The 24,870-nt window shown below is 72.4% G+C and carries 16 protein-coding genes, 1 pseudogene and 1 riboswitch; of the genes and pseudogenes, 9 read left to right on the top strand and 8 right to left on the bottom strand.

Annotated features, from left to right (window positions below; translation table 11 throughout):
* The first annotated feature begins 226 nt into the window (after nt 1-226).
* Nucleotides 227-2,908, top strand: coding sequence for an alpha-glucan family phosphorylase (gene glgP, locus ACIP37_RS16695; protein ID WP_363582063.1), 2,682 nt, complete (start codon nt 227-229; stop codon nt 2,906-2,908).
* Between the two features lie 25 nt (nt 2,909-2,933).
* On the opposite strand, the gene ACIP37_RS16690 is transcribed toward glgP, so the two are convergent.
* The 3 genes from ACIP37_RS16690 to glgX form a co-directional block, all read right to left on the bottom strand.
* Nucleotides 2,934-4,790: an ABC transporter ATP-binding protein gene (locus ACIP37_RS16690; protein ID WP_363582065.1), complete on the bottom strand. Its 1,857-nt coding sequence runs from the start codon at nt 4,788-4,790 to the stop codon at nt 2,934-2,936.
* Complete coding sequence (locus ACIP37_RS16685; protein ID WP_363582067.1) at nt 4,787-6,607, bottom strand: ABC transporter ATP-binding protein; 1,821 nt, start codon at nt 6,605-6,607, stop codon at nt 4,787-4,789. The genes ACIP37_RS16690 and ACIP37_RS16685 overlap by 4 nt, the downstream gene beginning before the upstream one ends.
* Before the next feature lie 168 nt (nt 6,608-6,775).
* On the bottom strand, nt 6,776-8,983 hold the full coding sequence (gene glgX / locus ACIP37_RS16680; RefSeq protein WP_400806321.1) for a glycogen debranching protein GlgX: 2,208 nt from the start codon (nt 8,981-8,983) through the stop codon (nt 6,776-6,778).
* A 281-nt stretch (nt 8,984-9,264) separates the two neighbouring features.
* Here glgX and ACIP37_RS16675 point away from each other — a divergent pair, with 281 nt between their 5' ends.
* From ACIP37_RS16675 to ACIP37_RS16650, 6 genes and pseudogenes are all read left to right on the top strand, one after another.
* The gene (locus ACIP37_RS16675; protein WP_400806318.1) at nt 9,265-10,551 is read left to right on the top strand and encodes an Ig-like domain-containing protein; all 1,287 of its coding nucleotides are present in this window, start codon (nt 9,265-9,267) and stop codon (nt 10,549-10,551) included.
* 176 nt (nt 10,552-10,727) lie between these two features.
* Nucleotides 10,728-12,002, top strand: a complete 1,275-nt coding sequence (locus tag ACIP37_RS16670; RefSeq protein WP_400844039.1) for an Ig-like domain-containing protein — start codon at nt 10,728-10,730, stop codon at nt 12,000-12,002.
* 285 nt (nt 12,003-12,287) lie between these two features.
* Nucleotides 12,288-13,526 carry an Ig-like domain-containing protein gene (locus tag ACIP37_RS16665; protein ID WP_363582075.1) on the top strand — a complete coding sequence of 413 codons (1,239 nt, stop codon included), beginning with the start codon at nt 12,288-12,290 and terminating at the stop codon, nt 13,524-13,526.
* Between the two features lie 300 nt (nt 13,527-13,826).
* Nucleotides 13,827-14,324, top strand: coding sequence for an ATP-binding protein (locus ACIP37_RS16660; protein WP_244293363.1), 498 nt, complete (start codon nt 13,827-13,829; stop codon nt 14,322-14,324).
* A gap of 648 nt (nt 14,325-14,972) precedes the next feature.
* A complete protein-coding gene (locus tag ACIP37_RS16655) occupies nt 14,973-15,926 on the top strand; it encodes an EamA family transporter (protein ID WP_363628727.1) in 954 nt (317 codons plus the stop codon).
* Between the two features lie 325 nt (nt 15,927-16,251).
* A pseudogene (locus ACIP37_RS16650) lies at nt 16,252-16,955 on the top strand (class I SAM-dependent methyltransferase).
* Nucleotides 16,956-17,223: 268 nt separating this feature from the next.
* Here ACIP37_RS16650 and ACIP37_RS16645 read toward each other — a convergent pair.
* Nucleotides 17,224-17,967: a TetR/AcrR family transcriptional regulator C-terminal domain-containing protein gene (locus ACIP37_RS16645; RefSeq protein ID WP_363582079.1), complete on the bottom strand. Its 744-nt coding sequence runs from the start codon at nt 17,965-17,967 to the stop codon at nt 17,224-17,226.
* Nucleotides 17,968-18,105: 138 nt separating this feature from the next.
* On the opposite strand from ACIP37_RS16645, the gene ACIP37_RS16640 reads away from it, so the two are divergent.
* The gene (locus tag ACIP37_RS16640; protein WP_363582081.1) at nt 18,106-18,708 is read left to right on the top strand and encodes an NAD(P)H-dependent oxidoreductase; all 603 of its coding nucleotides are present in this window, start codon (nt 18,106-18,108) and stop codon (nt 18,706-18,708) included.
* A 75-nt stretch (nt 18,709-18,783) separates the two neighbouring features.
* Here ACIP37_RS16640 and ACIP37_RS16635 read toward each other — a convergent pair whose 3' ends face one another.
* From ACIP37_RS16635 to gcvT, 4 genes are all read right to left on the bottom strand, one after another.
* Complete coding sequence (locus ACIP37_RS16635) at nt 18,784-20,151, bottom strand: L-serine ammonia-lyase (RefSeq protein ID WP_363582083.1); 1,368 nt, start codon at nt 20,149-20,151, stop codon at nt 18,784-18,786.
* Between the two features lie 157 nt (nt 20,152-20,308).
* A complete protein-coding gene (gene glyA, locus ACIP37_RS16630) occupies nt 20,309-21,577 on the bottom strand; it encodes a serine hydroxymethyltransferase (RefSeq protein WP_363582085.1) in 1,269 nt (422 codons plus the stop codon).
* A 95-nt stretch (nt 21,578-21,672) separates the two neighbouring features.
* The gene (gene gcvH / locus ACIP37_RS16625) at nt 21,673-22,047 is read right to left on the bottom strand and encodes a glycine cleavage system protein GcvH (RefSeq protein WP_350884663.1); all 375 of its coding nucleotides are present in this window, start codon (nt 22,045-22,047) and stop codon (nt 21,673-21,675) included.
* Between the two features lie 206 nt (nt 22,048-22,253).
* Nucleotides 22,254-23,405 (bottom strand): glycine cleavage system aminomethyltransferase GcvT, encoded by a 1,152-nt coding sequence (gene gcvT, locus ACIP37_RS16620; RefSeq protein ID WP_400806309.1) that lies wholly within the window; start codon nt 23,403-23,405, stop codon nt 22,254-22,256.
* Between the two features lie 201 nt (nt 23,406-23,606).
* Nucleotides 23,607-23,712: riboswitch (glycine riboswitch) on the bottom strand.
* A 202-nt stretch (nt 23,713-23,914) separates the two neighbouring features.
* Between gcvT and ACIP37_RS16615 the strand changes: the two genes are divergently transcribed.
* Nucleotides 23,915-24,757 carry an enhanced serine sensitivity protein SseB C-terminal domain-containing protein gene (locus ACIP37_RS16615; protein WP_400806306.1) on the top strand — a complete coding sequence of 281 codons (843 nt, stop codon included), beginning with the start codon at nt 23,915-23,917 and terminating at the stop codon, nt 24,755-24,757.
* Nucleotides 24,758-24,870 lie beyond the last annotated feature (113 nt).

Genomic DNA, 24,870 nt, shown 5'->3' with positions numbered 1-24,870 from the left:
CGGTACGACAGTAGTTTCGGGCTTTGTCCTGAGCGGATGAGCCATCGGAAATGGACCTGTTCCGCAGTGTTCATGCATTGGTAGCGCAGGACCCCGGAAATGTGCGCCGCGCGCGCCCCCCGTGCAGACCAATGCGCCGAATGCGATCTCATCAATAGGCCGAACGGATGCCCAATAGCCCACTTGACGCACTGTCATGACGGACATCGCGGCTACGCTTCACGCCGTGAAGGCAATCCGCAGATTCACCGTCCGCACCGTCCTGCCCGAACAACTCCAGCCGCTGCACGAGCTGGCCCTCAACCTGCGCTGGTCCTGGCACCCCGAGACCAGGGACCTCTTCCGGTCCGTGGACCCGGAGGTCTGGGCCGCGACCGGCGAGGACCCGGTGCGGCTGCTCGGGGAGGTCCCGGCCGCCCGGCTCGCCGCCCTCGCCGCCGACCGGCGGTTCCTGCGCAGACTCGGCGACCTCGCCGACGACCTGCGCGAGTACCTCAGCGGCCCGCGCTGGTACCAGGCCCAGCAGGAGGCCGGCGCCACCCCGCTGCCCGCCGCCATCGCCTACTTCTCGCCCGAGTACGGCATCGCCGCCGCGCTGCCCCAGTACTCCGGCGGGCTCGGCATCCTGGCCGGCGACCACCTCAAGGCCGCCAGCGACCTCGGCGTCCCGATCATCGGCGTCGGCCTGTTCTACCGGCACGGCTACTTCCGGCAGTCCCTCAACCGGGACGGCTGGCAGCAGGAGCGCTACCCGCTGCTCGACCCGGACGAACTCGCGGTCAGCCTGCTCCGGGAGGACGACGGCACCCCCGGCCGGGTCGACCTCGCCCTGCCCGGCGGCCGCACCCTGGCCGCGCACATCTGGAAGGCCCAGGTCGGACGGGTCCCGCTGCTGCTCCTCGACTCCGACATCGAGGCCAACTCGCCCGCCGAGCGCGACGTCACCGACCGGCTCTACGGCGGCGGCAGCGAGCACCGGCTGCTCCAGGAGATGCTGCTCGGCATCGGCGGCGTCCGCGCCGTCCGCGCCTACTGCCGGCTCACCGGGCACCCCGCCCCCGAGGTGTTCCACACCAACGAGGGCCACGCGGGCTTCCTCGGCGTCGAACGGATCCGCGAGCTGGTCTCCACCGGCTCACCCGGCCCCGACAGCGTCGGCCTGGACTTCGCCGCCGCCCTGGAGTCCGTCCGGGCCGGCACCCTGTTCACCACCCACACACCCGTCCCGGCCGGCATCGACCGCTTCGACCGCGAGCTGGTCGCCCGCCACTTCAGCGGCGACGCCGCGCTGCCGGGCGTCCCGGTCGAGCCGGTGCTCGCGCTCGGCGCCGAGACCTGGCCCGGCGGGGACCCGAAGCTCTTCAACATGGCCGCCATGGGCCTGCGGCTCGCCCAGCGCGCCAACGGGGTCTCCACCCTGCACGGCGAGGTCAGCCGCTCCATGTTCAACGGCCTCTGGCCCGGCTTCGACGCCACCGAGGTGCCGATCACCTCCGTCACCAACGGCGTCCACGCCGCCACCTGGATCGACCCGGCGGTCGTGCGGCTCGGCGCCGCCGAGATCGGCGCCGACCGCGCCGAGGACGCCATGACCACCGGCGACGCCAAGCGCTGGACCGGCCTGGAGCGGATCGGCAACACCGAGATCTGGGACCTGCGCCGCAGCCTGCGCGCCCAACTGGTCGACGAGGCCCGCCGCCGACTGCGCGACTCCTGGCGCCAGCGCGGCGCCGGCGAGGCCGAACTCGGCTGGGTCTCCTCGGTGCTCGACCCCGACGTGCTCACCATCGGCTTCGCCCGCCGGGTGCCCTCGTACAAGCGGCTCACCCTGATGCTGCGCGACCCGGACCGGCTGCGCGCCCTGCTGCTGCACCCCGTCCGGCCGGTGCAGATCGTGGTCGCCGGCAAGGCCCACCCGGCCGACGACGGCGGCAAGCGGCTGATCCAGCAGATGGTCGCCTTCGCCGACGACCCGGCCGTCCGGCACCGGATCGTCTTCCTGCCGGACTACGACATGGCGATGGCCCGGCACCTCTACCCGGGCTGCGACGTCTGGCTGAACAACCCGCTGCGCCCGCTGGAGGCCTGCGGTACCTCCGGGATGAAGGCCGCGCTCAACGGCTGCCTCAACCTGTCCGTCCTGGACGGCTGGTGGGACGAGTGGTACGACGGCCAGAACGGCTGGGCGATCCCCACCGCCGACGAGACCGACGGCGTGCTCGACCCGGAGAGCAGCGAGGCCGAGCGCCGCGACGACATCGAGGCCGCCGCGCTGTACGACCTGATCGAGGACCAGGTCGCCGGCCGGTTCTACGACCGGGGCACGGACGGGCTGCCGCACCGCTGGATCGCCATGGTCCGGCACACCCTGGTCACCCTCGGCCCCAAGGTGCTGGCCGGGCGGATGGTCCGCGAGTACGTCGAACGGCTGTACACCCCGGCGGCGCTGGCCCAGCGGGAGCTGGCGGCGGCGGAGCACCACGGCGCCCTGGAGCTGGCGGCCTGGAAGGCGAAGGTCCGGGAGGCCTGGCCGGCCGTCCGGGTCGAGCACGTCGAGGCGGACTGTCCGGACGAGGCGCAGGAGCTGGGCAGCTCGCTGGCGCTGCGGGTGCAGGTCACGCTCGGGGCGCTGGAGCCGGGCGACGTCGAGGTGCAGGCGGTGTCCGGCCGGGTGGACGAGACGGACGGCATCTCGGACGGCTGCGTGCTCGCCCTCAAGCCGGTCGGCGGGTCCGACCTGGACGGCCGGACCCGCTACGAGGGCTCGCTGGAGCTGTGCCGGACCGGCCCGTTCGGCTACACCGTCCGGGTGCTGCCGGCCCACCCCCGGCTGGCCTCCCCGGCGGAGCTGGGGCTGGTGGCCCTGCCCGCCGAGTCGTCGGGGATGGACGCGGGGGTGCTGCGCTGAGGCCCTGCCGGGGGGAGCACCGGCCCTAGACCAGGCTGTCCCGCCAGGCCTGGTGGAGGGCGGCGAAGCGGCCGGATCCGTCGATCAGCTCCTGCGGGGAGCCGTCCTCGACGATCCGGCCCTGGTCCATCACCAGGACGCGGTCGGCGATCTCCACGGTGGAGAGCCGGTGCGCGATGATCACCGCCGTCCGGCCGGCCAGCACCGTGCGCATGGCCCGCTGGACGGCCTGCTCGCCGGGGACGTCCAGCGAGCTGGTCGCCTCGTCGAGGATCAGCACCGCCGGGTCGGCGAGCAGGGCGCGGGCGAAGGCGACCAACTGGCGCTGCCCGGCGGAGATCCGGCCGCCGCGCTTGCGCACGTCGGTGTCGAAGCCGTCCGGGAGCGCCGCGATGAACTCGTACGCGCCGATGTCCCGGGCGGCCTGCTCGACCTCCTCGCGGCCGGCGCCGGGGCGGCCGATCGCGATGTTCTCGGCGACGGTGCCGGAGAACAGGAAGGACTCCTGGGTCACCATCACCACGCCGCGCCGCAGCTCGGGGGTGGCGAGGTCGCGCAGGTCCACGCCGTCCAGCCGGATCCGGCCGTCGGTCGGGTCGTAGAAGCGGGCCAGCAGCTTGGCGACCGTCGACTTGCCGGCGCCGGTCGCGCCGACCACCGCCACCGTCTGCCCGGCCGGGATCACCAGGTCGAACGGCGGCAGCACCTGCTTGCCGGTGCGGTAGGCGAAACGGGTCTCCTCGAAGCGGACCTCGCGCCCCTTGCCGGCGGCCTGCGGCAGTTCGGCGGGCGCGGCCGGTTCGGCGACGGTCGGCTCGTGGGCGAGCAGGCCGGCGATCTTCTCCAGCGCGGCGGCGGCCGACTGGTAGCTGTTCAGGAACATCGCCAGCTGGTCGATCGGGTCGTAGAGCCGGCGCAGGTAGAGCACGAAGGCGGTGAGCACGCCCAGCTCGACCGTGCCGTCGGCGACCAGGTAGGCGCCGAGCAGCACCACGCCGGTGGTCCACAGGTTGGCGGTGACGCGGGAGAGGCCGACGTAGCGGGCGATCTCCAGCAGGCCGTCCGCCGTCGCGGTGGCGGACTGCCGGTTGACCACGGCGAAGGCCTCGTCGTTGGCCTTCTCGCGGCGGAAGGCCTGCACCGGGCGGATGCCGTTCATGGTCTCGGTGAAACGGACGATCAGTGAGGCGGCCGAGGTGCGGGAGCGGCGGTAGACCCGGCGCGAGCGGCTGCGGAAGGACCGGGCGATCAGCGCCAGCGGCAGGATCGACGCCAGCGAGACCAGGCCGAGCCGCCAGTCCAGCACCAGCAGCAGCACCGAGATGTAGCAGACCGACAGGAGGACGGTCAGCAGCTCCTGGAGGCCCTCGGAGAGCAGCTCGCGCAGCGCGTCCACGTCGCTGGTGGCGCGGGAGATGATCCGGCCCGAGGTGTAGCGCTCGTGGAAGTCCAGGCTCAGCCGCTGGGCGTGCCGGAAGATCCGGCCGCGCAGCTCCAGCAGGATGTCCTGGTTGACCCGGGCGCTGATCTTGATGAACGCCCACTGCAGCAGCAGGCTGAGCAGCGCGCAGCCCAGGTAGGCGCAGACCACCGCGATCAGCGGGCCGCTGTCGCTCTCGCGCAGTGCCGGGATGCCGCGGTCCATCGCGATGGCGACCAGCAGCGGGCCGGACTGCAGGGCCGCCTGCTGGATGAGGATCACCAGCATCGCGACGGCGATCCGGGCCCGGTGCGGGCCGAGCAGCGAGCGCAGCAGAGCCCGGGGCGCGCCGGGCGGGACGGGGATGTCCTCCTCGTCGGCCGGGGGCGGCGGCAGCTGTTCCTCGACCGGTTCGGCGGTCTCCCGTTCGGCGGGGCCGACGGGCGAGATGGTGGTGGTCATCGGGTGGTGCCCCCCTCGGAGACCAGGACGGCCTCGGGCATCGGGGCGGACTCGCCCGACATCAGTTCGCGGTAGTGCGCGCAGTCGCGCAGCAGGTCCTGGTGGGTGCCGACGGCCTCGATCCGGCCGTCGGAGAGCACCGCGACCCGGTCGGCGAGCAGCACGGTGCTCGGGCGGTGGGCGACCACCAGGGCGGTGGTGGCGCCGAGGACCTGGCGCAGCGCCCGTTCGACCAGGGCCTCGGTGTGCACGTCGAGGGCGGAGAGCGGGTCGTCCAGCACCAGGAAGGCCGGGTCGCCGACCACCGCACGGGCCAGGGCGAGGCGCTGGCGCTGGCCGCCGGACAGGCTCAGGCCCTGCTCGCCGACCTCGGTGTCCACGCCGTCCGGGAGCTTGTCCACGAAGGAGGCCTGGGCGGTGGCCAGGGCGGCGCGCAGCTGCTGGTCGTTCGCGCCCGGTGCGCCCATCAGGACGTTCTCCCGGACGGTGGCGGAGAACAGGGTGGGCTCCTCGAAGGCGACCGCGACCAGCTCGCGCAGCCGCTCCCGGGGGAGGTCGCGGATGTCCCGGCCGTCCAGGGTGATGGTGCCGGCGGTGGCCTCGTACAGGCGGGGGAGCAGCGCGGTGAGCGTGGTCTTGCCGCTGCCGGTGGCGCCGACCAGGGCCATCGTCTCGCCGCTGCGGATGTGCAGGTCGATGCCGGCCAGCAGGTCGGGGGTGTCGTCGGGGGCGTCGGGGTAGCGGAAGCGGACGCCGGTGAAGCGGATGCCGTCGGGGGCACCGCCGAGGCCGTCGGCGGTGCCCGGGTCGGCGGTCTCGGGCTCGTCCAGCACCTCGAAGAAGCGGTCGGTGGCGGTGGCGGCCTCGTTGGCGTAGGCGAGCAGCCAGCCCAGGGACTCGACCGGCCAGCGCAGCGCCAGCGCGGTGGAGAGGAAGGCGACCAGGGTGCCGGCGCTCAGCTCGTCGTGGGCGACCAGGTAGGCGCCGGCGGCGAGGGCGCAGCCGAGGGCGATCTCGGGCAGGCCGACGATGACCGCCCAGAGGTTGGCGAGCAGCCCGGCCTTGCGCAGTTCGGTGCGGCGCAGGTCGTGGGCCTGGGCGCGGAAGCGCTCGGCCATCGAGCGGTGGCGGCCGAAGGCCTTGAGGATGCGGATGCCGAGGACGGACTCCTCGATGACGGTGGCGAGGTCGCCGTTCTGGTCCTGGGCGCGGCGGGAGGCGCCGGAGTAGCCGGCCTCGAACCGCCGGGTGAGCACGAACAGCGGGACGGCGGGCAGCAGGATGATCAGGGCGAGCCGCCAGTCCTGGGTGAACATCACCGCCGTGCCGGCGAGGAACATCACCGAGTTGACGACCAGGAAGACCAGCGGGAAGGCCAGAAACAGCCGCATGGTGTACATGTCGGCGGTGGCCCGGGAGAGCAGCTGGCCGGATCCCCAGCGCTCGTGGAAGGAGATCGGCAGCCGCTGGAGCTTGGCGAAGAGGTCGCCGCGCATGGCCGTCTCCAGCCCGGCCAGCGGGCGGGCCAGGACCACCCGGCGGGTGTAGAACAGCGCGGCCTCGACCAGCCCGAGGACCAGCAGCAGGCCGATCAGCGGCCAGAGTCCGCTCAGGTCGTGTTCGGCGAGCGGACCGTCGACGATCCGGCCGAGGACCAGCGGGACGCCGAGGACGCTCAGCATGGCGACCAGGGCGGCGGCCACCGAGGTGGCCAACCGGCGGCGGACGGCTCGGGCGTAGGGCCACAGGCGCAGGAGGGAGCGGACCGTGGAGCGGTGCCCGGTCGCGGTGTCGTCGTGTTGTCGGTTCTCGGCCATCGTCGTGAGGGTAGGACGAGGTCGCGTCATTTCTCATCAGGTTTTTCACCCCTGACAGAACCCTTCGGCGAGAACCGGCCACCCGTACGGGTGGGGCGCGGGTGAACGGCGGGGCGCGTGGGGCCGGCCGCACGGGCCGGAGTGCGCCGCACGCGCGGCCGATGCCGCTCAGGCCGTGGCGGCGGGCGCGCGCAGCAGCCGCAGCGAGCGCCCGGCCAGCAGCGTCGCGCCCTGCGGACAGGGCTCGCCGCCGCCCTCGACGGCGGTGTCGACCACCGTCTCGTACGCCTCCTCCGGCGCGGCCCAGGGCTCGCCGGGGAGGGTGAACAGCACCGGTTCGTGACCGGCGTTGAGCAGCAGCAGGAAGCTGTCGTCCAGCGTCGGCCGCCCGGCCTCGTCCCGTTCGGACATCGCGGTGCCGGACAGCAGCATGCCCAGGCAGGCGGTCGGGGCGAACCAGTCGGCCTCGGTCATCTCCTTGCCCAGCGGCGTGAACCAGGCGAGGTCCGGCTGGCCGCCCGGAGCGGCGGCCCGGCCGGAGAAGAACGCCCGCTGCCGCAGCACCGGGTGGGCCCGGCGCAGCCGGATCAGCCGGGCGGTCAGCTCGCACAGCCCGCGCCAGCGGGGATCCGCCAGGAGCGACCAGTCCAGCCAGCCGAGCTCGTTGTCCTGGCAGTAGGCGTTGTTGTTGCCGCCCTGGGTGCGGCCCAGCTCGTCCCCGGCGGTGAGCATGGGGACGCCGGTGGAGAGCAGCAGCGTGGCCAGCAGGTTGCGCAGTTGGCGCAGCCGCAGGGCGTTCACCTCCGGGTCGGTGGTCTCGCCCTCGACGCCGTGGTTCCAGGACCGGTTGTCGTCGGTGCCGTCCCGGTTGGCCTCGCCGTTGGCCTCGTTGTGCTTGCGGTCGTAGCTGACCAGGTCGCGCAGCGTGAAACCGTCGTGCGCGGTCACGTAGTTGACGGAGGCGTACGGGCGGCGGCCGCCGCGCTGGTAGAGGTCGGAGGAGCCGGACAGCCGGTAGCCCAGCTCGCGCACGTCCGGGCGGGCACCGCGCCAGAAGTCCCGCACGGTGTCCCGGTACTTGTCGTTCCACTCGGCCCACAGCGGGGGGAAGCCGCCGACCTGGTAGCCGCCCGGGCCGACGTCCCAGGGCTCGGCGATCAGCTTCACCCGGCTGAGCAGCGGGTCCTGGGAGACGGCGGCGAGGAAGGGGTGGTCCATGTCGACCCCGTCGGTGCCGCGGGCGAGGGCGGCGGCGAGGTCGAAGCGGAAGCCGTCCACGCCCATCTCGGTGACCCAGTACCGCAGCGAGTCGGTGACCAGCCGGACCACCTGCGGGCGGCGGGTGTCCAGGGTGTTGCCGCAGCCGGTGAAGTCGGCGTAGCCGCGCGGGCGGTGCGGGGCCGGGCGGTAGTAGGCGGTGTTGTCGATGCCGCGCAGCGAGAGCATCGGGCCGAGTTCGGCGCCCTCCGCGGTGTGGTTGAACACCACGTCGAGGATCACCTCGATCCCGGCGGCGTGCAGGGCGCGGACCATCCGCTTGAACTCGCCGACCTGGCCACCGCGCGAGCCGGCCGCCGAGTAGCCGGCGTGCGGGGCGAAGTAGCCGATCGTGTTGTAGCCCCAGTAGTTGACCAGGCCGCGCGACTGGAGGTGGTCCTCGCTGGCGTACTGGTGCACCGGCAGCAGCTCGACGGCGGTCACGCCGAGGCGGGTCAGGTGGGCGACGGCGGCCGGGTGGGCCAGGCCCGCGTAGGTGCCGCGGAGCTCCGGCGGGATGTCGGGGTGGCGCATGGTGAAGCCGCGCACGTGCAGTTCGTAGAGCACCGTCTCGGCCCACGGGGTCTTCGGGCGGTGGTCGTCGTACCAGTCGTCGTCATCGTGGACGACCACGGATCTGGGCACGTAGCGGGCGGAGTCGCGGTTGTCCCGGACGGTGTCGGCGACGTCCGCCTCCGGCCAGTTGCGGACGGCGGCGCAGGCCGCGTCGTGGCTGGTGTAACAGCCGTCCACGGCACGGGCGTACGGGTCGAGCAGCAGCTTCGCCGGGTTCCAGCGGGCGCCGGTCCACGGGTCCCACCGGCCGTGCACGCGGAAGCCGTACCGGCTGCCGGGGCGGACGCCGGGCAGGAAGCCGTGCCAGGTCTGGAAGTCCTGCTCGGTGAGGCGGTGCCGGGCCTCCCGGCCGTCCTCGTCGAACAGGCAGAGGTCGACCGCCTCGGCGCCGGCCGCCCAGAGCGCGAAGTTGGTTCCCTGGCGGCCCTGTTGGTCGGTCCGGAAGCGGGCGCCGAGCGGCTGCCAGCTGCCGGGCCACGGTGGCTCGGCGGTGTCCCCGCCGGGCGGCCGCACTCCGGCTTCCAGCTCCTGCCCTGACGCCATGGCCGCACCCTCCCTGGACGGGGTGTCCCGGACCCCGTTCACTTCCTCTTTCCCGGATTGCGCAGATCGGAAGCGGCTGAACGGGGGCTTACCGGCGGATGGCGGCCGATGGATGGGGGGATTTCGCGCGGCTGCGCGTGTCCCCGCCGCGATTGCCCTCGTTGTTCCCGGTATCGGGCGTTCCCGCCACCGGACGTTCCTGGCATCGGGCGTCCCCGGTGGCGGAGGCTCCCGGTACCGGACCTTCCCGGTACCGGACGTGGACAGTGGGAGGCCCCGGAATGCGGCGCCGAGGACGGGTGTGGGCGCGGCGGGCGGCGGCGGTGGCCTGGGGCCTCGCCGTCCTGACGGGGTGCGGCGGCTCCCCGGCGGCCCCCGCGCAGGACGCCGCCGGGCCCGGGGCGCACACCCCGCCCCCGCCGCCGTCCCGGGCGGTCGTCACGGCGCTGCCCGCCGACGGCGCCCAGGACGTGCCGCCGGAGGGCCCGGTCCGGGTGACGGCGGCGCAGGGCCGGCTGGTCACCGTCCGGCTGGCCGACACCAAGGGCACCGAGGTCCCCGGCACGATCGCCCCGGACGGCGCCGCCTGGACGCCCGACGGCCCGCTGCCGCTGGGCACCGCGTACACCCTGGACGCCGTCGCCGAGGACGACCAGGGCCAACGGGCGGCCCAGCACTCGGCGTTCTCCACGATGGCCCGGGCGCACACCTTCGTCGCCTTCTTCACCCCGGAGGACGGCTCCACCGTCGGTGTCGGCATGCCGGTGTCGTTGCGCTTCAGCCGGCCGATCACGGACCGGGCGGCGGTGGAGAAGGCCGTCCAGGTGAGCGCCGACCCGCCCGTCCCGGTGGCCGCGCACTGGTTCGGCAACCAGCGGCTGGACGTCCGCCCGCAGCAGTACTGGGCGGCGGGCACCAAGGTGACGGTGGCGCTGCGGCTGAAGGACGTGCAGGGCGCGCCGGGCGAGTTCGGGACCCAGACCAAGGACCTGCACTTCACCGTCGGCCGGGCCCAGGTCTCCACCGTCGACCTGGACGCGCACACCCTGACCGTCCGGGCCGGGCAGGGCGGCAAGGTGGTGCGGGTGCTCAAGGTGTCCGGCGGCAGCCGTGACCACTCCACCTACCGGGGCGTCATGGTGGTGTCGGAGAAGTACAAGGTGACCCGGATGAACTCGCAGACCGTCGGGATGGGCGACGAGTACGACATCAAGGACGTGCCGCACGCGATGCGGCTGACCAACTCCGGCACCTTCGTGCACGGCAACTACTGGGCGGACCCCGGGGTGTTCGGCGCCGCCAACACCAGCCACGGCTGCATCGGCCTGGCCGACGCCAAGGGCGGAGCGAGCAAGGACTCCCCGGCGGGCTGGCTGTTCGAGCACACCATCCCGGGCGACGTGCTGGAGGCGAAGGCCTCCGCGGGGGACTTCGTGCCGCCACAGAACGGCCTCAACGGCTGGAACATGCCGTGGGAGCAGTGGGTGGCGGGCAGCGCCCTCGGGCCGGTTGCCGGGCCGGTTGCCGGGCCCACGGCCGGGCCCGCCTCCAGCCCCGTCGCGCAGTAGTCGATCTTCACCGCCGATTCACCCCCGATCCACCCACCTCCCCCCGGGACCCGCTCAGACGGCCCGGCTATCCTGCTCCGGCGTGCGCCCTGGTCCGGCGCGAAAGATCGGCGTCCGGTGCAACTCATGGGGGCACTCAACGCGTCGAGAGAGTGAATACCGGGAGGGGAGAAACCGTGAAGACGGGGAAGACGGCCGACGCCGCGATACGTACCACCAGCCGTTACGGGCGCAGGGGTGCGATGGCGTTGGTCATGGGCGGGGTGCTGCTGCTCACCGCGGCCTGCGGCGACGACAAGGGCGGAACGGGCGGCGGGGGCGACAACGCGGCGCCCGCGGCGACGGCGGGTGCGGGCGGGACGGCGGCCCCGGCGGGCGCGCCGGGAGAGCCGAAGGCCTCCGCCGCGGTGCTGGCCGTCGAGCCGAAGGACGGCGCCCAGGACGTCGCACCGAGCAACGCGTTGCAGGTGTCCGTCTCGAACGGCAAGCTCACCACGGTCGAGGTGACCGACAAGAACGGCAAGCCGGTCGACGGGGCGATCACTCCGGACGGCATCGGCTGGAAGCCCGCCGCCGCGCTCACCGTTGGCATGGCGTACAAGGTGAACGCGCAGGCCAAGGACGCCGACGGCCTGGTGACCGCGTCCACCACGACGTTCACCACGCTGACGCCGGACAAGAAGGTCTCCACCAACGACAACATCAGCGACGGCGCCACCTACGGCGTCGGCATGATCGTCTCGGTGAACTTCAGCAAGACCGTCAAGAACAAGGACGCCGTCCTCAAGGGCATCACCTTCGAGACGAACAACGGCACCGAGGTGAAGGGCCACTGGTTCGGCGACAACCGGCTGGACTTCCGCCCGGCCGAGTACTGGAAGCCGGACACCAAGGTCACCATCAAGTACCGGCTGAAGAGCGTCGAGGTCGCCCCGGGCGTCTACGGCGACGTGGACAAGGACGAGCCGTTCACCATCGGCCGCTCCCAGATCGCCACCGCCGACGCCAAGGCGCACCAGATGACGATCGAGCGGGGCGGCAAGAGCACCACCGTGCCGGTCACCATGGGCGCGGAGGCGACGCCGTCCTGGAGCGGGACGATGGTGATCATGTCCAAGGAGAAGGTCACCCGGATGAACTCGCAGACCGTCGGCCTCGGCGGCGAGTACGACATCCAGGACGTGCCGCACGCGATGCGGCTGACCACCTCCGGCACCTTCGTGCACGGCAACTACTGGTCCAACGCGACCAATCCGTTCGGCAGGACCAACGCCAGCCACGGCTGCGTCGCGATGGTGGACGAGAAGGGCGGCAGCGACACCTCCGTCGCGGGCAAGTTCTTCAACGACTCGATGATCGGCGACGTGGTCAAGGTCGTGAACAGCAAGGAGAAGACCGTCGCGCCCTCCAACGGGCTGGGCGGCTGGAACATCGCCTGGGCGAACTGGTAGATCCTGCCCGCCGACTGACCGGATAGTCCCGGTTCGTCGGCGCGGTGCGGACGAGCGGCCCGATCCTCACCCGTTGGGGTCGGGCCGTTCGCGTTCTCGGAGCGCACCGGGCCCCGAATGGCGCAACCTTTCCGGAGGCCGGCGCGTGTAGTGGTCGAGCCCGTCGTGTGCGCGGGGTTCTGTGCGGGGTTCCGGGTCGTGGGGTTCCGGGTCGTGGGGTTTCGGTCTGCGGGTTTCGGTTCGTGGGGTTCGGTTCGTGGGGTTTCTGAGGGAGAGGGATCGACGTTGAGGTCGATACGCAGAGTGGTGGCCGTCGGTCTGGTGGGCGGCGCGATGGCGCTGACGGCCGCGTGCGGCGGCGGGAGTGGCGGGAGCGGTAGCGGGGGCGGGAGTGCGGCCAAGGCGGACCTGGGGGCCGGAGCGGCCGCCGGAACGGCCTCCCCGGGCGCCGCGGCGGCGAGCAGCGCGGCGCCGAAGGTGTCGCAGGCCGTGGTGAACATCGAGCCCAAGCCCGGCACGGTGGACGTCGCGCCCGACGCGCTCAAGGTCGGCGCGACCGGCGGCAAGCTCACCACCGTCAAGGTCAGTGACAAGACCGGCGCGGAGGTGCCCGGCACCATCGCCGCCGACGGCTCCAGCTGGACCCCGTCGGCCGGCCTCGCCGTGGGCAGCACCTACCAGGTCAGCGCGATGGCCGCGGACGCCAACGGCGTGGTCGCCAGCGCGGACAGCAACTTCTCCACGCTGACGCCGACGGCCCTCGCCAAGGCCGCCGACAACGTGGACAACAACGCGACGTACGGCGTCGGCATGATCGTCTCGGTGAACTTCAGCAAGGACGTCAAGAACAAGGACGTCGTCGCGAAGGGCATCACCTTCGAGACCGACAACGGCACCGTGGTCAAGGGCCACTGGTTCGGCAACCGCCGGCTGGACTTCCGCCCCGAGCAGTACTGGAAGTCCGGCACCAAGGTGACCGTGCACTACCGCCTCAAGAGCGTCGAGATCGCCCCTGGGGTGTACGGCACCGACCGGGACGAGCCCTTCACGATCGGGCGATCTCAGATTTCGACGGTTGACGCCGCCGCGCACAGGATGACCGTCGAACTCGACGGCAAACCGTCGGACATCGACATCACCTCCGGCTCGCCCGAACACCCGACCTGGAACGGCACGATGGTCGTCATGTCCAAGGAGGGCGTGGTGCGGATGCAGTCCAGCACCCTCCCCGGCATGAGCGGCTCCCCGTACGACCTCCAGGTGCCGCACTCGATGCGGCTCACCGACAGCGGCACCTACCTGCACGGCAATTACTGGAGCAAGCTCATCGGTGAGGACAACGTCAGCCACGGCTGCGTCGCCCTCAAGGACGTCGAGGGCGGCGGCGAATCCACCTCGATGGGCAAGTTCTACGCCGGCTCGCTCGTCGGCGACGTGGTGGTCGTGAAGAACTCCACCAAGAAGGAGACCCTCGACCCGGCGAACGGCCTGAGTGGCTGGAACGTGCCCTGGAGCGCCTGGTAGGCCGACCGGTAGCCGCCCTGGTCGGGGCGGTTCCGTGGCAACCCGGGATTGACGGCGGACGCGCCCCGGGTTGCCTGCTCCCCACCCTCTCCCCACCCTCTCCCCACCCTCTCCCGACCCCTTCCGGGCCCCTCCAGGCCCCCGCCTGGCACTCTCCGCGGGGTCTCCTTGCACGCGGCATATGCCGACTCGGAGGAGATCGTTTGCTCATTGTCCGTACGCGGCCGCTTGCGTTCCGCAATGATGGACCGCATGGCGGGTTGGGGCGAAACAGATCAGTCATCAGTTCCCGGGGCCGGATTGGTCGCCGAGGCGTCGTGGATCGATGTCCAGGGCGCGCTGGCGGCGCTGGAGCGGCTCAGCTCGGAGGAACTGGAGGAGATGTATTGCGGCAGGCTGAGCGATCAGTCCGTGCCGAACGAGGTGCGACTGCCGTCCCGGCCGGAGACCGGCCCGGTGGCCCGCCGACTGGTGCTGTCGGTCCTGGAGTCCTGGGACCTCCACCAGCACCTGGAGGCCGGTGAGTTACTCACCAGCGAGCTGGTCTCCAACGCCGTCCGGCACGCCGCCGGACGCACCATCGGACTCCAGGTGATCCGCAAGCCGGGCTGGCTCCGCGTCGAGGTCCGCGACTCCTCCCGGGCGCTGCCCTGCATGATCCTCGCCGAGCCGAAGCCGGTGACCGAGCGGGGGCGGGGCCTGCGGGTCATCGACGACCTGGCCGACCGCTGGGGCGCCGACCTGCTGCCGCGCGGCAAGGGCGTCTGGTTCGAGCTGAAGGTCCGCGAGCGGCACTGACCGTTTCGGGCTTTCCCGGGTCTTTCTCGGCCTTCCGGGCCGTCCGGGTCTTTTCCGGCTGTCCGGGTCTTCCGGGTCTTCCCGGGAAAACGCGCAGGGCCCCCGAAGTCGCCGTGGTCCGGCGGATGGGGGCCCCTGCAAGTCATCGCGCCGGCCAAGGGGGTGCGTGCCGCGCGATGGGCGTCGGCCGTGCCAGGTCGGGCCAGCCGAAGTCTCCACGCCCAGGCCGGCGTGCTGTGCCGCCCGCCGTTGGGCTGCTTCGACTATCGCACGGATCTCAGCATGTGGGCAAACCAGGTGACTTGGATTGAAAGGTTTGTAACCTAGTTCACCTTTGGATTTTGCATAGGTTCACGCTGTTGCCTGTGAATATTCACCATCCTTGCCGTCGGGCCTCCGGTGCTTCGTCGCCCGGCCGCCAATTCCTCCGTGCACCCCACCACGCCGGAACTGCCGGGTAGCATCAGGCCCGTGGACCTGTACTGGCACGTCGTACTGCCACCGCTCAGCGCCTGATCGGGCGCACACGCCGGTGGCTCGAGCCCCGCGCTCCCTGCTGCGGCCCCCTTCGGTCGCCAGGGGGCCGCCGTGTGCGCCCGGTGCGAAACCAACTCCCCTGACGGTCTTCGACGACGGAAGTTCACGACTGTGCCGAACCGCACCTCCACGCCCGCGCCCACCCGGCCCACCACCACCCCCACCGCCCGCCGCACCAGTCCGCTCGGCGGGCCGGTCCCGATCCTGGTCGCCGCACTGCTGTGGGGCACCACCGGGACGGCCAGCTCCCTCGCACCCGACGGCGCCCCTTCGGCGGGCATCGGCGCCGCCGCGCTGGTCCTCGGCGGACTCCTCCTCTTCCTCTCCACCCGCAGCGCCCGCGCGCTGCCCCGGGCCTGTGGCCGCCGGGAGCGGTGGCAACTCGCCGTCGGCGCCGTCGCGGTGGTCGGCTACCCGGTCACCTTCTACCCGGCGGTGACCCGCGCCGGGGTGGCGGTGGCCACCGTGATCGCACTGGGCAGTGCCCCCGTCTTCGCCGGCCTGCTCGGCTGGCTCACCCGGCAGGGGCGGCCGAGCGGCCGGTGGGCCGGTGCCACGGTGACGGCGGTCGTCGGCTGCGCCGTCCTGGTGCTGGGCCCCGAACTCACCGGCGACGGCGCGGCGGTGGACGCCGTGGGGGTGGCGCTGGCCGCGCTCTCCGGCCTCTCGTACGCCGTGTACTCGCTCGTCGGCGGGAGGCTCATCTCGCGCGGGCACCCGTCCGCCGGGGTGATGGGGGCGATGTTCGGCGCGGCCGCGCTGCTCGTCCTGCCGGTGCTGTTCCTCGGCGACCTGCGGTGGCTCGCCTCGCCGCGCGGCGCGGCGGTGGTGCTCCACCTCGCGGTGATCACCACCTTCCTCGCCTACCGCCTCTTCGGCCACGGGCTGCGCCGCACCTCCGCCCAGACCGCCACCACCCTCACCCTCGCCGAACCCGCCGTCGCCGCCCTCCTCGGCGTCGCCGTCCTCGGCGAACGCCTCCCCGCCGCCTCCTGGTGCGGCCTCGCCATCCTCGCCGCGGGCCTCGCCGTCCTCACCGTGCCCATGGGTGCCCGCCGTCGCTGACCTGCGGGTGGCCCCACGCGCAGGAAGTCGGACGGGCCGACTTCCTGCGCGGGTGCCGCTGGTCGGCGGTGCCTCGCGACCGGCCGCCCGGTCCTCCGATGCCGCCCTCCGGCGCCGTCCTCCGATCGCCGATCGCCGATGCCGTTCGGCGGTCGGCGGTCGGCGGGCCGACACGCCGTGCTTCACCCGCTCTTGCGCCGAACCGCTTGCCGCCGGGCGCCCCGCTTGGTGGGCTTGACCGCGTGGAGGAGACCACGGACGGCCGACCGCAGGCGACGTACGACCGCAGGCGACGTACGACCGCATCGGGGTCGGCTACCGCGCCATCCGCCGGCCCGATCCCCGACTGCACGCCCCGATCGGTGCCGCCCTCCAGAGGGCCCGGTCGGTGGTGAACGTCGGTGCGGGCGCCGGATCCTACGAGCCCGAGGGCGCCGCCGTCACCGCCGTCGACCCCTCCCAGGTCATGCTCGACCAGCACCCGGGGCACCGGAAGGTCAAGGCCGGAGCCGAGCGACTGCCCTTCCCGGACGGCTCCTTCGATGCGGCGATGGCCGTCATGACCGTCCACCACTGGCCGGATCCCGAACGGGGCCTCGCGGAGCTGCGGCGGGTCGCCCGGCGGCAGGTCGTCTTCACCTGGGACCCGGCCCACCGTCCGCAACTATGGCTGCTGGAGGAGTACCTGCCCGAGATCCGGGAGCTGGAGGAGAGCCGCTTCACGCCGCTGGCCCAGGTCGTCGACGCGCTGGACGCGCACACGGTGCTGCCCTTCCCCGTCCCGCACGATTTCACGGACGGTTACCAGATCGCCTACTGGCGGCGGCCCGAGTTCTACCTCGACCCGGTCGTCCGGCCGGCTCGACCTTCGCCCAGTTGCCGCTCGCAGTGGTGCGGCCGGCGATCGCCCGCTTGCGCGCCGACCTCGAATCCGGCGCCTGGCACCGCCGCCATGCCGAACTCCTCGACCAGGAGCACATGGACTACGGGTACCGGCTGCTCATCGCGGGGGTGCTCTCCTCGGAGTAGGAAGTCGGACGGGCCGACTTTCTGCGCGCGAGGCTGGATAGCGCGTTCGCGCGGGGCCGGAGAAAATATATCGACCGGTCTACATAGGGTGCGTTCGTGGAGGGTTGGGGTGCGCAGGAAGTCGGCGGGGCCGACTTCCTGCGCAGGAGGTGCGTGGGGGTGCACTGAAGAGGTAGACCGGTCTACATATTCCACACCTGGAATGTAGACCGGTCTACATAATTTCCTCCACCTGGGGGCCGGGTCGCGCTCGGATGTCCAGGCGCGCTCAGATGTCGAGGTGGGTGGCGATGCCGGTGAGGACGCAGTCGAGGCCGGTCTCGAACTGCCAGGTGGGGTCGTCCTTGCGGGTGGCCTCGTGGAGGTAGCGCTGGTAGGTGGGGTAGCGGCCGGTGTCCATCAGGAAGGACATCCGGGGGGCGAGGCCGGCGCGGGTCTCGTCACCGTCGGACCAGCCGTGCTCGCGCTGGAGGATGCGCAGGGCGAGCTCGGCGGCGACGGAGCCGTGGACGTAGCCGGTGACGGTGCGGAAGACCGCCATGGTGGTGTCGGCGTCCAGGCCGTGGTCGGCGAGGGCGGCGAAGGCGCGTTCGGGGATGGCGAGCTGGTTGGGGGTGAGGGGGACGGCGCCGGCGCGGACGACCCACGGGTGGGCCAGGTTCATGGCGCGCAGGTGGAGCGCCAGGGTGCGCATGGTGTCGCGCCAGCCGCTGGAGGGAGTGTCCAGGGAGAGTTCGCCGTAGACGAAGTCGACCATCAGGTCGATGAGTTCGTCCTTGCCGGAGACGTACCGGTAGGCGGCCATCGGGGCGACGCCGAGGGTGGTGGCGAGTCGGCGCATGGTGACGGCGTCGAGGCCTTCGGCGTCGGCGATCGCGATCGCGGCCTCGGCGATCCGCTGCGGGGTGAGGGTGGTGCGCGGCGCGGGGGCCGGGCGGGCGAGGCGCTCCCAGAGCGAGGCCTGGGGCTTGGTCTGGTCGTCGTCCCCGGTGGGGGCCTGCTGGGCGGGCATGACGGCGGGCTCCTTCCGGCTGGGGTTCCCACCGTACCACCGGCGTGTACGGCGTATCGGGAGTAGACGGCGTACGCGCCGATGTGTACGTTGCATCCGGAAGATACGTTGTACACATCGTCCCGGAGGGGGATGTTCATGGCCAAGGACGTTTCGGAGAAGAGCCTGAAGGTCGCGGTCGTCGTCGGCAGCACTCGGAGCGGCCGGTTCGCGCCCGTCGTCGCCGACTGGCTGCTCGGCCACCTCGGCGCGCGCGGCGACATGACCGCCGACCTGATCGATCTGGTCGAGACCCCGCTGCCGACCACCTTCCCGTCCTTCGGTGGTGAACTGGAGCCGGGCGCAGCCGAGTTGCTCGCTGCCGTCACGCCCCGGCTGGAGGCTGCCGACGCCTTCGTGGTCGTCACGCCCGAGTACAACCACAGCTTCCCGGCCCCGCTGAAGAACGCCATCGACTGGCACAACAGCCAGTGGCACGGCAAGCCGGTCGGCTTCGTCTCCTACGGCGGCCTCTCCGGCGGTCTGCGCGCCGTCGAGCAACTGCGAGTGGTGCTCGCCGAGTTGAACGCCATGACGATTCGCAACACGGTCAGCTTCCACGGCGCCGCCCAGTGCTTCGGCGTCGACGGCAAGCCGCTCGACCCGGCCGCCGACGCCGCCGCCAAGGCCATGCTCGACCAACTCGCCTGGTGGGCGGAGGCGTTGCGGGACGCCCGGCGCGTCCGCCCGTTCGCGGCCTGAGCACGCGCCTCGGGACGCCTCGGGACGCCGAGAGCCCCCGGACGGGTCCGGGGGCTCAGGCGACAGCGGGTGTGATCAGCACTCGATGACGTTGACGGCGAGGCCGCCGCGCGAGGTCTCCTTGTACTTGATCTTCATGTCGGCGCCGGTCTCCTTCATCGTCTTGATCGCCTTGTCGAGCGAGACGTGGTGCCGGCCGTCGCCGCGCAGGGCCATCCGGGCGGCGGTGACGGCCTTGACGGAGGCCATGCCGTTGCGCTCGATGCAGGGGATCTGGACGAGCCCGCCGACCGGGTCGCAGGTGAGGCCGAGGTTGTGCTCGATGCCGATCTCGGCGGCGTTCTCGACCTGTTCGGGGGTGCCGCCGAGGACCTCGGCGAGGCCGCCGGCGGCCATCGAGCAGGCGGAGCCGACCTCGCCCTGGCAGCCGACCTCGGCGCCGGAGATGGAGGCGTTCTCCTTGAAGAGCATGCCGATGGCGCCGGCCGCGAGGAGGAAGCGGACGATGCCGTCCTCGTCGGCGCCCGGGATGAAGTTCAGGTAGTAGTGCAGGACGGCGGGGATGATCCCGGCCGCGCCGTTGGTCGGAGCGGTGACCACCCGGCGGCCGGAGGCGTTCTCCTCGTTGACCGCCATCGCGTAGAGGGTCACCCACTCCATCGCGTTGGCCGGGCCGATGCCCTCGGCGCGCATCGCGCGGGCGGCGGCGGCGGCGCGGCGGCGGACCTTGAGGCCACCGGGCAGGATGCCCTCGCGGGACATGCCGGCCCGCACGCACTCCTGCATGACCTGCCAGATCTCCAGCAGCCCGGTCCGGATCTCCTCCTCGGAGCGCCAGGCCTTCTCGTTCTCCAGCATCAGGCCGGAGATCGACAGCCCGGTCTCCCGGGTGAGCCGCAGCAGCTCCTCGCCGGTGCGGAAGGGGTAGCGCAGCGCGGTGTCGTCGGGCTTGACCCGGTCCGCGCCGATGGCGTCCTCGTCGACGACGAAGCCGCCGCCGACCGAGTAGTAGGTCTTCTCCAGCAGCGTGGAGCCGTCCGCCGCGTACGCCCAGATGGTCATGCCGTTGGCGTGGTACGGCAGCGAGCGGCGGCGGTGCAGGACCACCTGGGTGCCCGGGTCGAAGTCGATGGGGTGGGTGCCGAGGAGGTTGAGCCGCTTCTCGGTGGTGATCCGCTCGACGTCCTTGTCCGCCTGGTCGACGTCGACCGTGCGGGGGGAGTTGTTCTCCAGGCCGAGCAGGACGGCCTTCGGGGTGCCGTGGCCGTGGCCGGTGGCGCCCAGCGAGCCGTACAGCTCGGCGCGCACGCTCGCCACCTCGGCGAGCAGGTCCTCGGACCGCAGGCGCCGGGCGAACATCCGGGCGGCACGCATCGGGCCGACGGTGTGGGAGCTCGACGGGCCGATGCCGATGGAGAAGAGGTCGAAGACGCTGAGGGCCACGGGGGACGTCCTTGTCTGTCTCGTGGAAGGACTGGCGGGCGGGGGACGACACGGGTCGGGGCACCGCGCGCACTGTCCAGTGTGCGCGGTGCCCCGGGATCCCAGGTGCCGTGGCGGGGTGAGGCCGGTCACCCCGCCCGAACGATCACCGCGGTGATCAGAGGTTCGGGTAGAGCGGGTACTTCTCGGCCAGCGCGGTGACGCGGGCCTTGAGCGCGGTGGCGGCGTCCTCGTCGAAGGCGGGCTTGAGCGCCTCGGCGATGATGTCGGCGACCTCGCGGAAGTCCTCGGCCTGGAAGCCGCGGGTGGCGAGCGCGGGGGTGCCGATGCGCAGGCCGGAGGTGACCATCGGCGGCCGCGGGTCGTTCGGGACGGCGTTGCGGTTGACCGTGATGCCGACCTCGTGCAGGCGGTCCTCGGCCTGTTGGCCGTCGAGCTGGCTGTTGCGCAGGTCGACCAGGACCAGGTGCACGTCGGTGCCGCCGGACAGCACCGAGGCGCCGGCCTCGGCGACGTCGGCCTGGAGCAGGCGCTCGGCGAGGATCTTGGCGCCCTCCAGGGTGCGCTGCTGGCGCTCCTTGAACTCCTCGGACGCGGCGACCTTGAAGGCGACGGCCTTGCCGGCGATCACGTGCTCCAGCGGGCCGCCCTGCTGGCCGGGGAACACCGCGGAGTTGATCTTCTTGGCGTACTCGGCCTTGGACAGGATGACACCGCCGCGCGGGCCGCCCAGGGTCTTGTGGGTGGTGGTGGTGACCACGTCCGCGTACGGCACCGGGTTGGGGTGCAGGCCGGCGGCGACCAGGCCGGCGAAGTGCGCCATGTCCACCATCAGCAGCGCGCCGACCTCGTCGGCGACCCGGCGGAACGCGGCGAAGTCCAGCTGGCGCGGGTAGGCGGACCAGCCGGCGATGATCAGCTTCGGCTGGTGCTCCTTGGCCAGGCGCTCGACCTCGGCCATGTCGACCTGGCCGGTCTTCTCGTCCACGTGGTACGCGGCCACGTTGTAGAGCTTGCCGGAGAAGTTGATCTTCATGCCGTGGGTCAGGTGACCGCCGTGGGCCAGGTCCAGGCCCAGGATGGTGTCGCCCGGCTTGATCAGCGCGAACATCGCGGCGGCGTTGGCCTGCGCGCCCGAGTGCGGCTGGACGTTGGCGTGCTCGGCGCCGAACAGGGCCTTGATGCGGTCGATCGCGATCTGCTCGACCACGTCGACGTGCTCGCAGCCGCCGTAGTAGCGGCGGCCGGGGTAGCCCTCGGCGTACTTGTTGGTGAGCACCGAGCCCTGGGCCTCCATGACCGCCACCGGGGCGAAGTTCTCGGAGGCGATCATCTCCAGGGTGGTCTGCTGGCGGTGCAGCTCGGCGTCGACCGCGGCGGCGATCTCCGGGTCGAGGGAGTGCAGGGACTGGTTCAGAACCGTCATGGTGTGGTCTTCCCGGGAGGAGAGAGACGGGAGCGGAGAAGGGGGGGAGCCTGGCGGGGCGGCCGCCGCGCTGCGACCGCCCCGTCACGAGCGGGTCAGCCGCCGATGAAGGCGGTGTACTCGTCCGCGCTGAGCAGCTCGTCGGTGGACTCCACCTGGACCTTGAACAGCCAGCCACCCTCGAACGGGGCGCTGTTGACCAGGCTGTTGTCGTCCAGGACGTCCTGGTTGATCTCGACGATCTTCCCGGTCACCGGGGAGAACAGGTCGCTGACCGACTTGGTGGACTCCAGCTCGCCACAGGACTCGCCCGCGGTCACGTCGGCGCCGACCTCGGGCAGCTGCACGTAGACGATGTCACCGAGCGCGTCGGCCGCGTGGGCGGTGATGCCGACCGTGGAGACACCGCCCTCGACGGCGGTCAGCCACTCGTGCTCCTTGGTGTACTGCAGGTGCTGGGGGTTGCTCATGGCGTCATTCTCCAGGATGGGAAGCGGGTACGACGAAGCGGGCCGCCGCACGGACGGCTTCGACGCGGATCAGGCGTGGTTCGGGCCTGGGCCAGGCCTGGGTCAGACCTGGATCAGGCGTGGATCAGGCGTGGCTCAAGCCCGGGTCGGGCATGGTGCAGGCCCGGGTCCACGGGGTCTACGGGGTCTACGGGGAGGGCGGGGCCTCAGCGGCCGCGCTTGTAGAACGGCAGCGCCACGACCTCGACCGGCTCGTGCTTGCCGCGCACGTCCACCGCGACGGCGGTGCCGGGGGCGGCGTGGGCCGCGTCCACGTAGGCGATCGCGATCGGCCGGCCCAGGGTCGGGGACGGGGCGCCCGAGGTGATCCGGCCGATCGGGGCGCCGTCGGCGGAGACCACGGTGTACTCGGCGCGCGGGACGCGCTTGCCCTCGGAGACCAGGCCGACCAGCACCCGCGGCGGGTTGGCCTCGGCCTCGGCGGCGGCCTTCTCCAGCGCCTTGCGGCCGACGAAGGTGCCCTCGTTGGTGGTCTTGTCGAAGCGCACGACCCGGCCCAGGCCCGCGTCGAACGGGGTCAGGTCGGTGGAGAGCTCGTGCCCGTACAGCGGCATGCCGGCCTCCAGGCGCAGCGTGTCGCGGCACGACAGGCCGCACGGGACCAGGCCGCGGCCCTCGCCGGCGGCGGTCAGCGCCTGCCAGACCCCCTCGGCGTCGCCCGGGTTGCAGAAGATCTCGAAGCCGTCCTCGCCGGTGTAGCCGGTCCGGGCGAGCAGCACGTCGCGGCCGGCGACCTGGGCCGGGAGGATCGCGTAGTACTTCAGGCCGGGCAGGTCGGCGTCGGTGGTCCCGGCCAGGATCGCGGTGGCCTCCGGGCCCTGGACGGCGATCAGCGCGTAGGTGTCGCGGTCGTCCGTGACGACGGCGTCGAAGCCCTTGGCGCGGGCGATCAGCTCGTCCAGCACCAGCTGGGCGTTGGAGGCGTTGGCGACGACCAGGAAGGCGTCCTCGCGCAGGCGGTAGACGATCAGGTCGTCCAGGATGCCGCCGTCCTCGGCGCAGATCATGGTGTAGCGGGCGCGCAGCACGCCCAGCGCGGAGACGAAGCCGACCAGCGCGTGGTCCAGCATCTCGCCGGCCTGCTGGCCGGTGACGGTGATCTCGCCCATGTGGGAGAGGTCGAACAGTCCGGCCCGGGTGCGGACGGCGAGGTGTTCCTCGCGCTCGCTGCCGTAGCGCAGCGGCATGTCCCAGCCGGCGAAGTCGGTCATGGTCGCGCCGAGAGCGCGGTGCAGCGCGTCGAGCGCGGTGAGGCGGAGGGACGACATGGCCTGGAACTCCTCGGTCTGGGCACTCATGGGTGCACGCGCCGGAACCGGACCCGCTCGGGGGCCGACCCTGCGCGCGGGCATGCGGCGGCGTGGGTCTCCCCATCTGTCGTCGAACCTGAGAGCTTCACCGCCCACCTGCCCGCAGCTGTTTCCAGCATCCAGGACAGCATGGTGGCTTGCACCGTGGGTGGGCGCGCGACAGGGCCGTGCGCCACTTTCCAGATGTGCCTAACCCGTGCGGTAAGGGGGCCTGAGAGATTCCGGGGAGGAGTTGCTCCTTCGGCGCCGGCTGTGCCGCCTGACGGGGCACTCCGGGCTCTCCCGCGCGGGTTCGAGCGGCCGGTATGGAGTTGTCGGTCCGCCGGCGCGCCGCGCCGTCGAACGCGCACATCATGGCACGTCCGCGCCGACGACGGGAGAGGGGACCCGGTCACACCGCGCCACCGCGAACCGGCGCCCCCGGGGCGTGCGCCCTAGACTGCTGCGCGTCGGCGCAGCAGAGGGCGGCCGACCGGCAGAGGGCGGATCAGGCGCGCATGGGGTACCCGGTGGAGCAGCAGCAGGGGTGGGGCGGGCCGGAGTCGGCGCCGCCGGGCGGCGGGTGGCCGGCCAACGAGCTGGAGCAGGTGCTGACCGCCGCGCTGGGCGATCCGGGTGCGACGCCGCGGGTGATCGAGGTGCTGGCCCGCAGCCAGGTGTGGATCCCGCTGCCGGCCGGCGGCGACCCGCGGGGGCCCGCGCTGGACCTGCCGACCATCGAGCTGGCCGGCGAGCCGTACGTGCCGGTGTTCTCCTCGCAGGAGGTGTTCCTGCGGCAGGCGCCGGGGATGGCCTTCGCGGTGGCGCCGGTCTGGGAGTTCGCCCGCGGGCTGCCGCTGGGCGTGGGCATCGCGGTCAACCCGGAGGCGGCGGTGGGCATCCCGGTGCCGCCGCAGGGTGTGGCGGAGCTGCGGCGCGGCCCGCGTGAGGAGCGCCTGGCCGACCAGGAGCAGGGCCGGAACCAGAACCAGAACCAGAACCAGGGAGAGGGCCCGGAGGCGCCGACCGGTGGCCGGGTGGCGCTGCGCGAGCCGGTGCCGGGGGAGGACCCGGAGCACTTCCTGGCCGCCTGCCGGGCCGAACTGTCCGCTCTGCCCGGAGTGTTGACCGCGCGCCGGGCACTCGCCAGCATCGAGGGCGAGCCGACCGTGATGTTCGTGGGCGTCCAGCTGGACCAGACGGCCCCGGCCGACCCCGGCGCGGTGAACGAGGCGCTCGGCCGCGCGCTGGGAACCGCGCCGCTGCCGGGGGGCGTCCACCTCGTACTGCTCGATCTCGCCGATGACCCGGTGGTCGAGTGGCTGCTCACCCGGGTACTCCCTTTCTACGCGCGGGGTTGAGCGGGGTTCGTATCGGAGGCACGTCGCCGTGGCGGTGGCCGGTGCCGCGCCATAGGGTGCGTGCAGACGGCCGACGGGTCGGCAGGCTTGAGGAAAGAGGCGCGGCGAGGTGG

It is taken from the genome of Kitasatospora sp. NPDC088861, from assembly GCF_044750105.1.
Classification (GTDB): Bacteria; Actinomycetota; Actinomycetes; order Streptomycetales; family Streptomycetaceae; genus Kitasatospora.
This window is presented reverse-complemented; position numbering and strand designations above follow the sequence as displayed.

Bases quoted from the DNA above. Each gene is read 5' to 3' on its own strand.
- ACIP37_RS16690 (WP_363582065.1), bottom strand. From the start codon at position 4,790: ATGACCACCACCATCTCGCCCGTCGGCCCCGCCGAACGGGAGACCGCC.
- ACIP37_RS16685 (WP_363582067.1), bottom strand. From the start codon at position 6,607: ATGGCCGAGAACCGACAACACGACGACACCGCGACCGGGCACCGCTCC.
- glgX (WP_400806321.1), bottom strand. From the start codon at position 8,983: ATGGCGTCAGGGCAGGAGCTGGAAGCCGGAGTGCGGCCGCCCGGCGGG.
- ACIP37_RS16675 (WP_400806318.1), top strand. From the start codon at position 9,265: ATGCGGCGCCGAGGACGGGTGTGGGCGCGGCGGGCGGCGGCGGTGGCC.
- ACIP37_RS16645 (WP_363582079.1), bottom strand. From the start codon at position 17,967: ATGCCCGCCCAGCAGGCCCCCACCGGGGACGACGACCAGACCAAGCCC.
- ACIP37_RS16640 (WP_363582081.1), top strand. From the start codon at position 18,106: ATGGCCAAGGACGTTTCGGAGAAGAGCCTGAAGGTCGCGGTCGTCGTC.
- glyA (WP_363582085.1), bottom strand. From the start codon at position 21,577: ATGACGGTTCTGAACCAGTCCCTGCACTCCCTCGACCCGGAGATCGCC.
- gcvH (WP_350884663.1), bottom strand. From the start codon at position 22,047: ATGAGCAACCCCCAGCACCTGCAGTACACCAAGGAGCACGAGTGGCTG.
- gcvT (WP_400806309.1), bottom strand. From the start codon at position 23,405: ATGAGTGCCCAGACCGAGGAGTTCCAGGCCATGTCGTCCCTCCGCCTC.
- ACIP37_RS16615 (WP_400806306.1), top strand. From the start codon at position 23,915: ATGGGGTACCCGGTGGAGCAGCAGCAGGGGTGGGGCGGGCCGGAGTCG.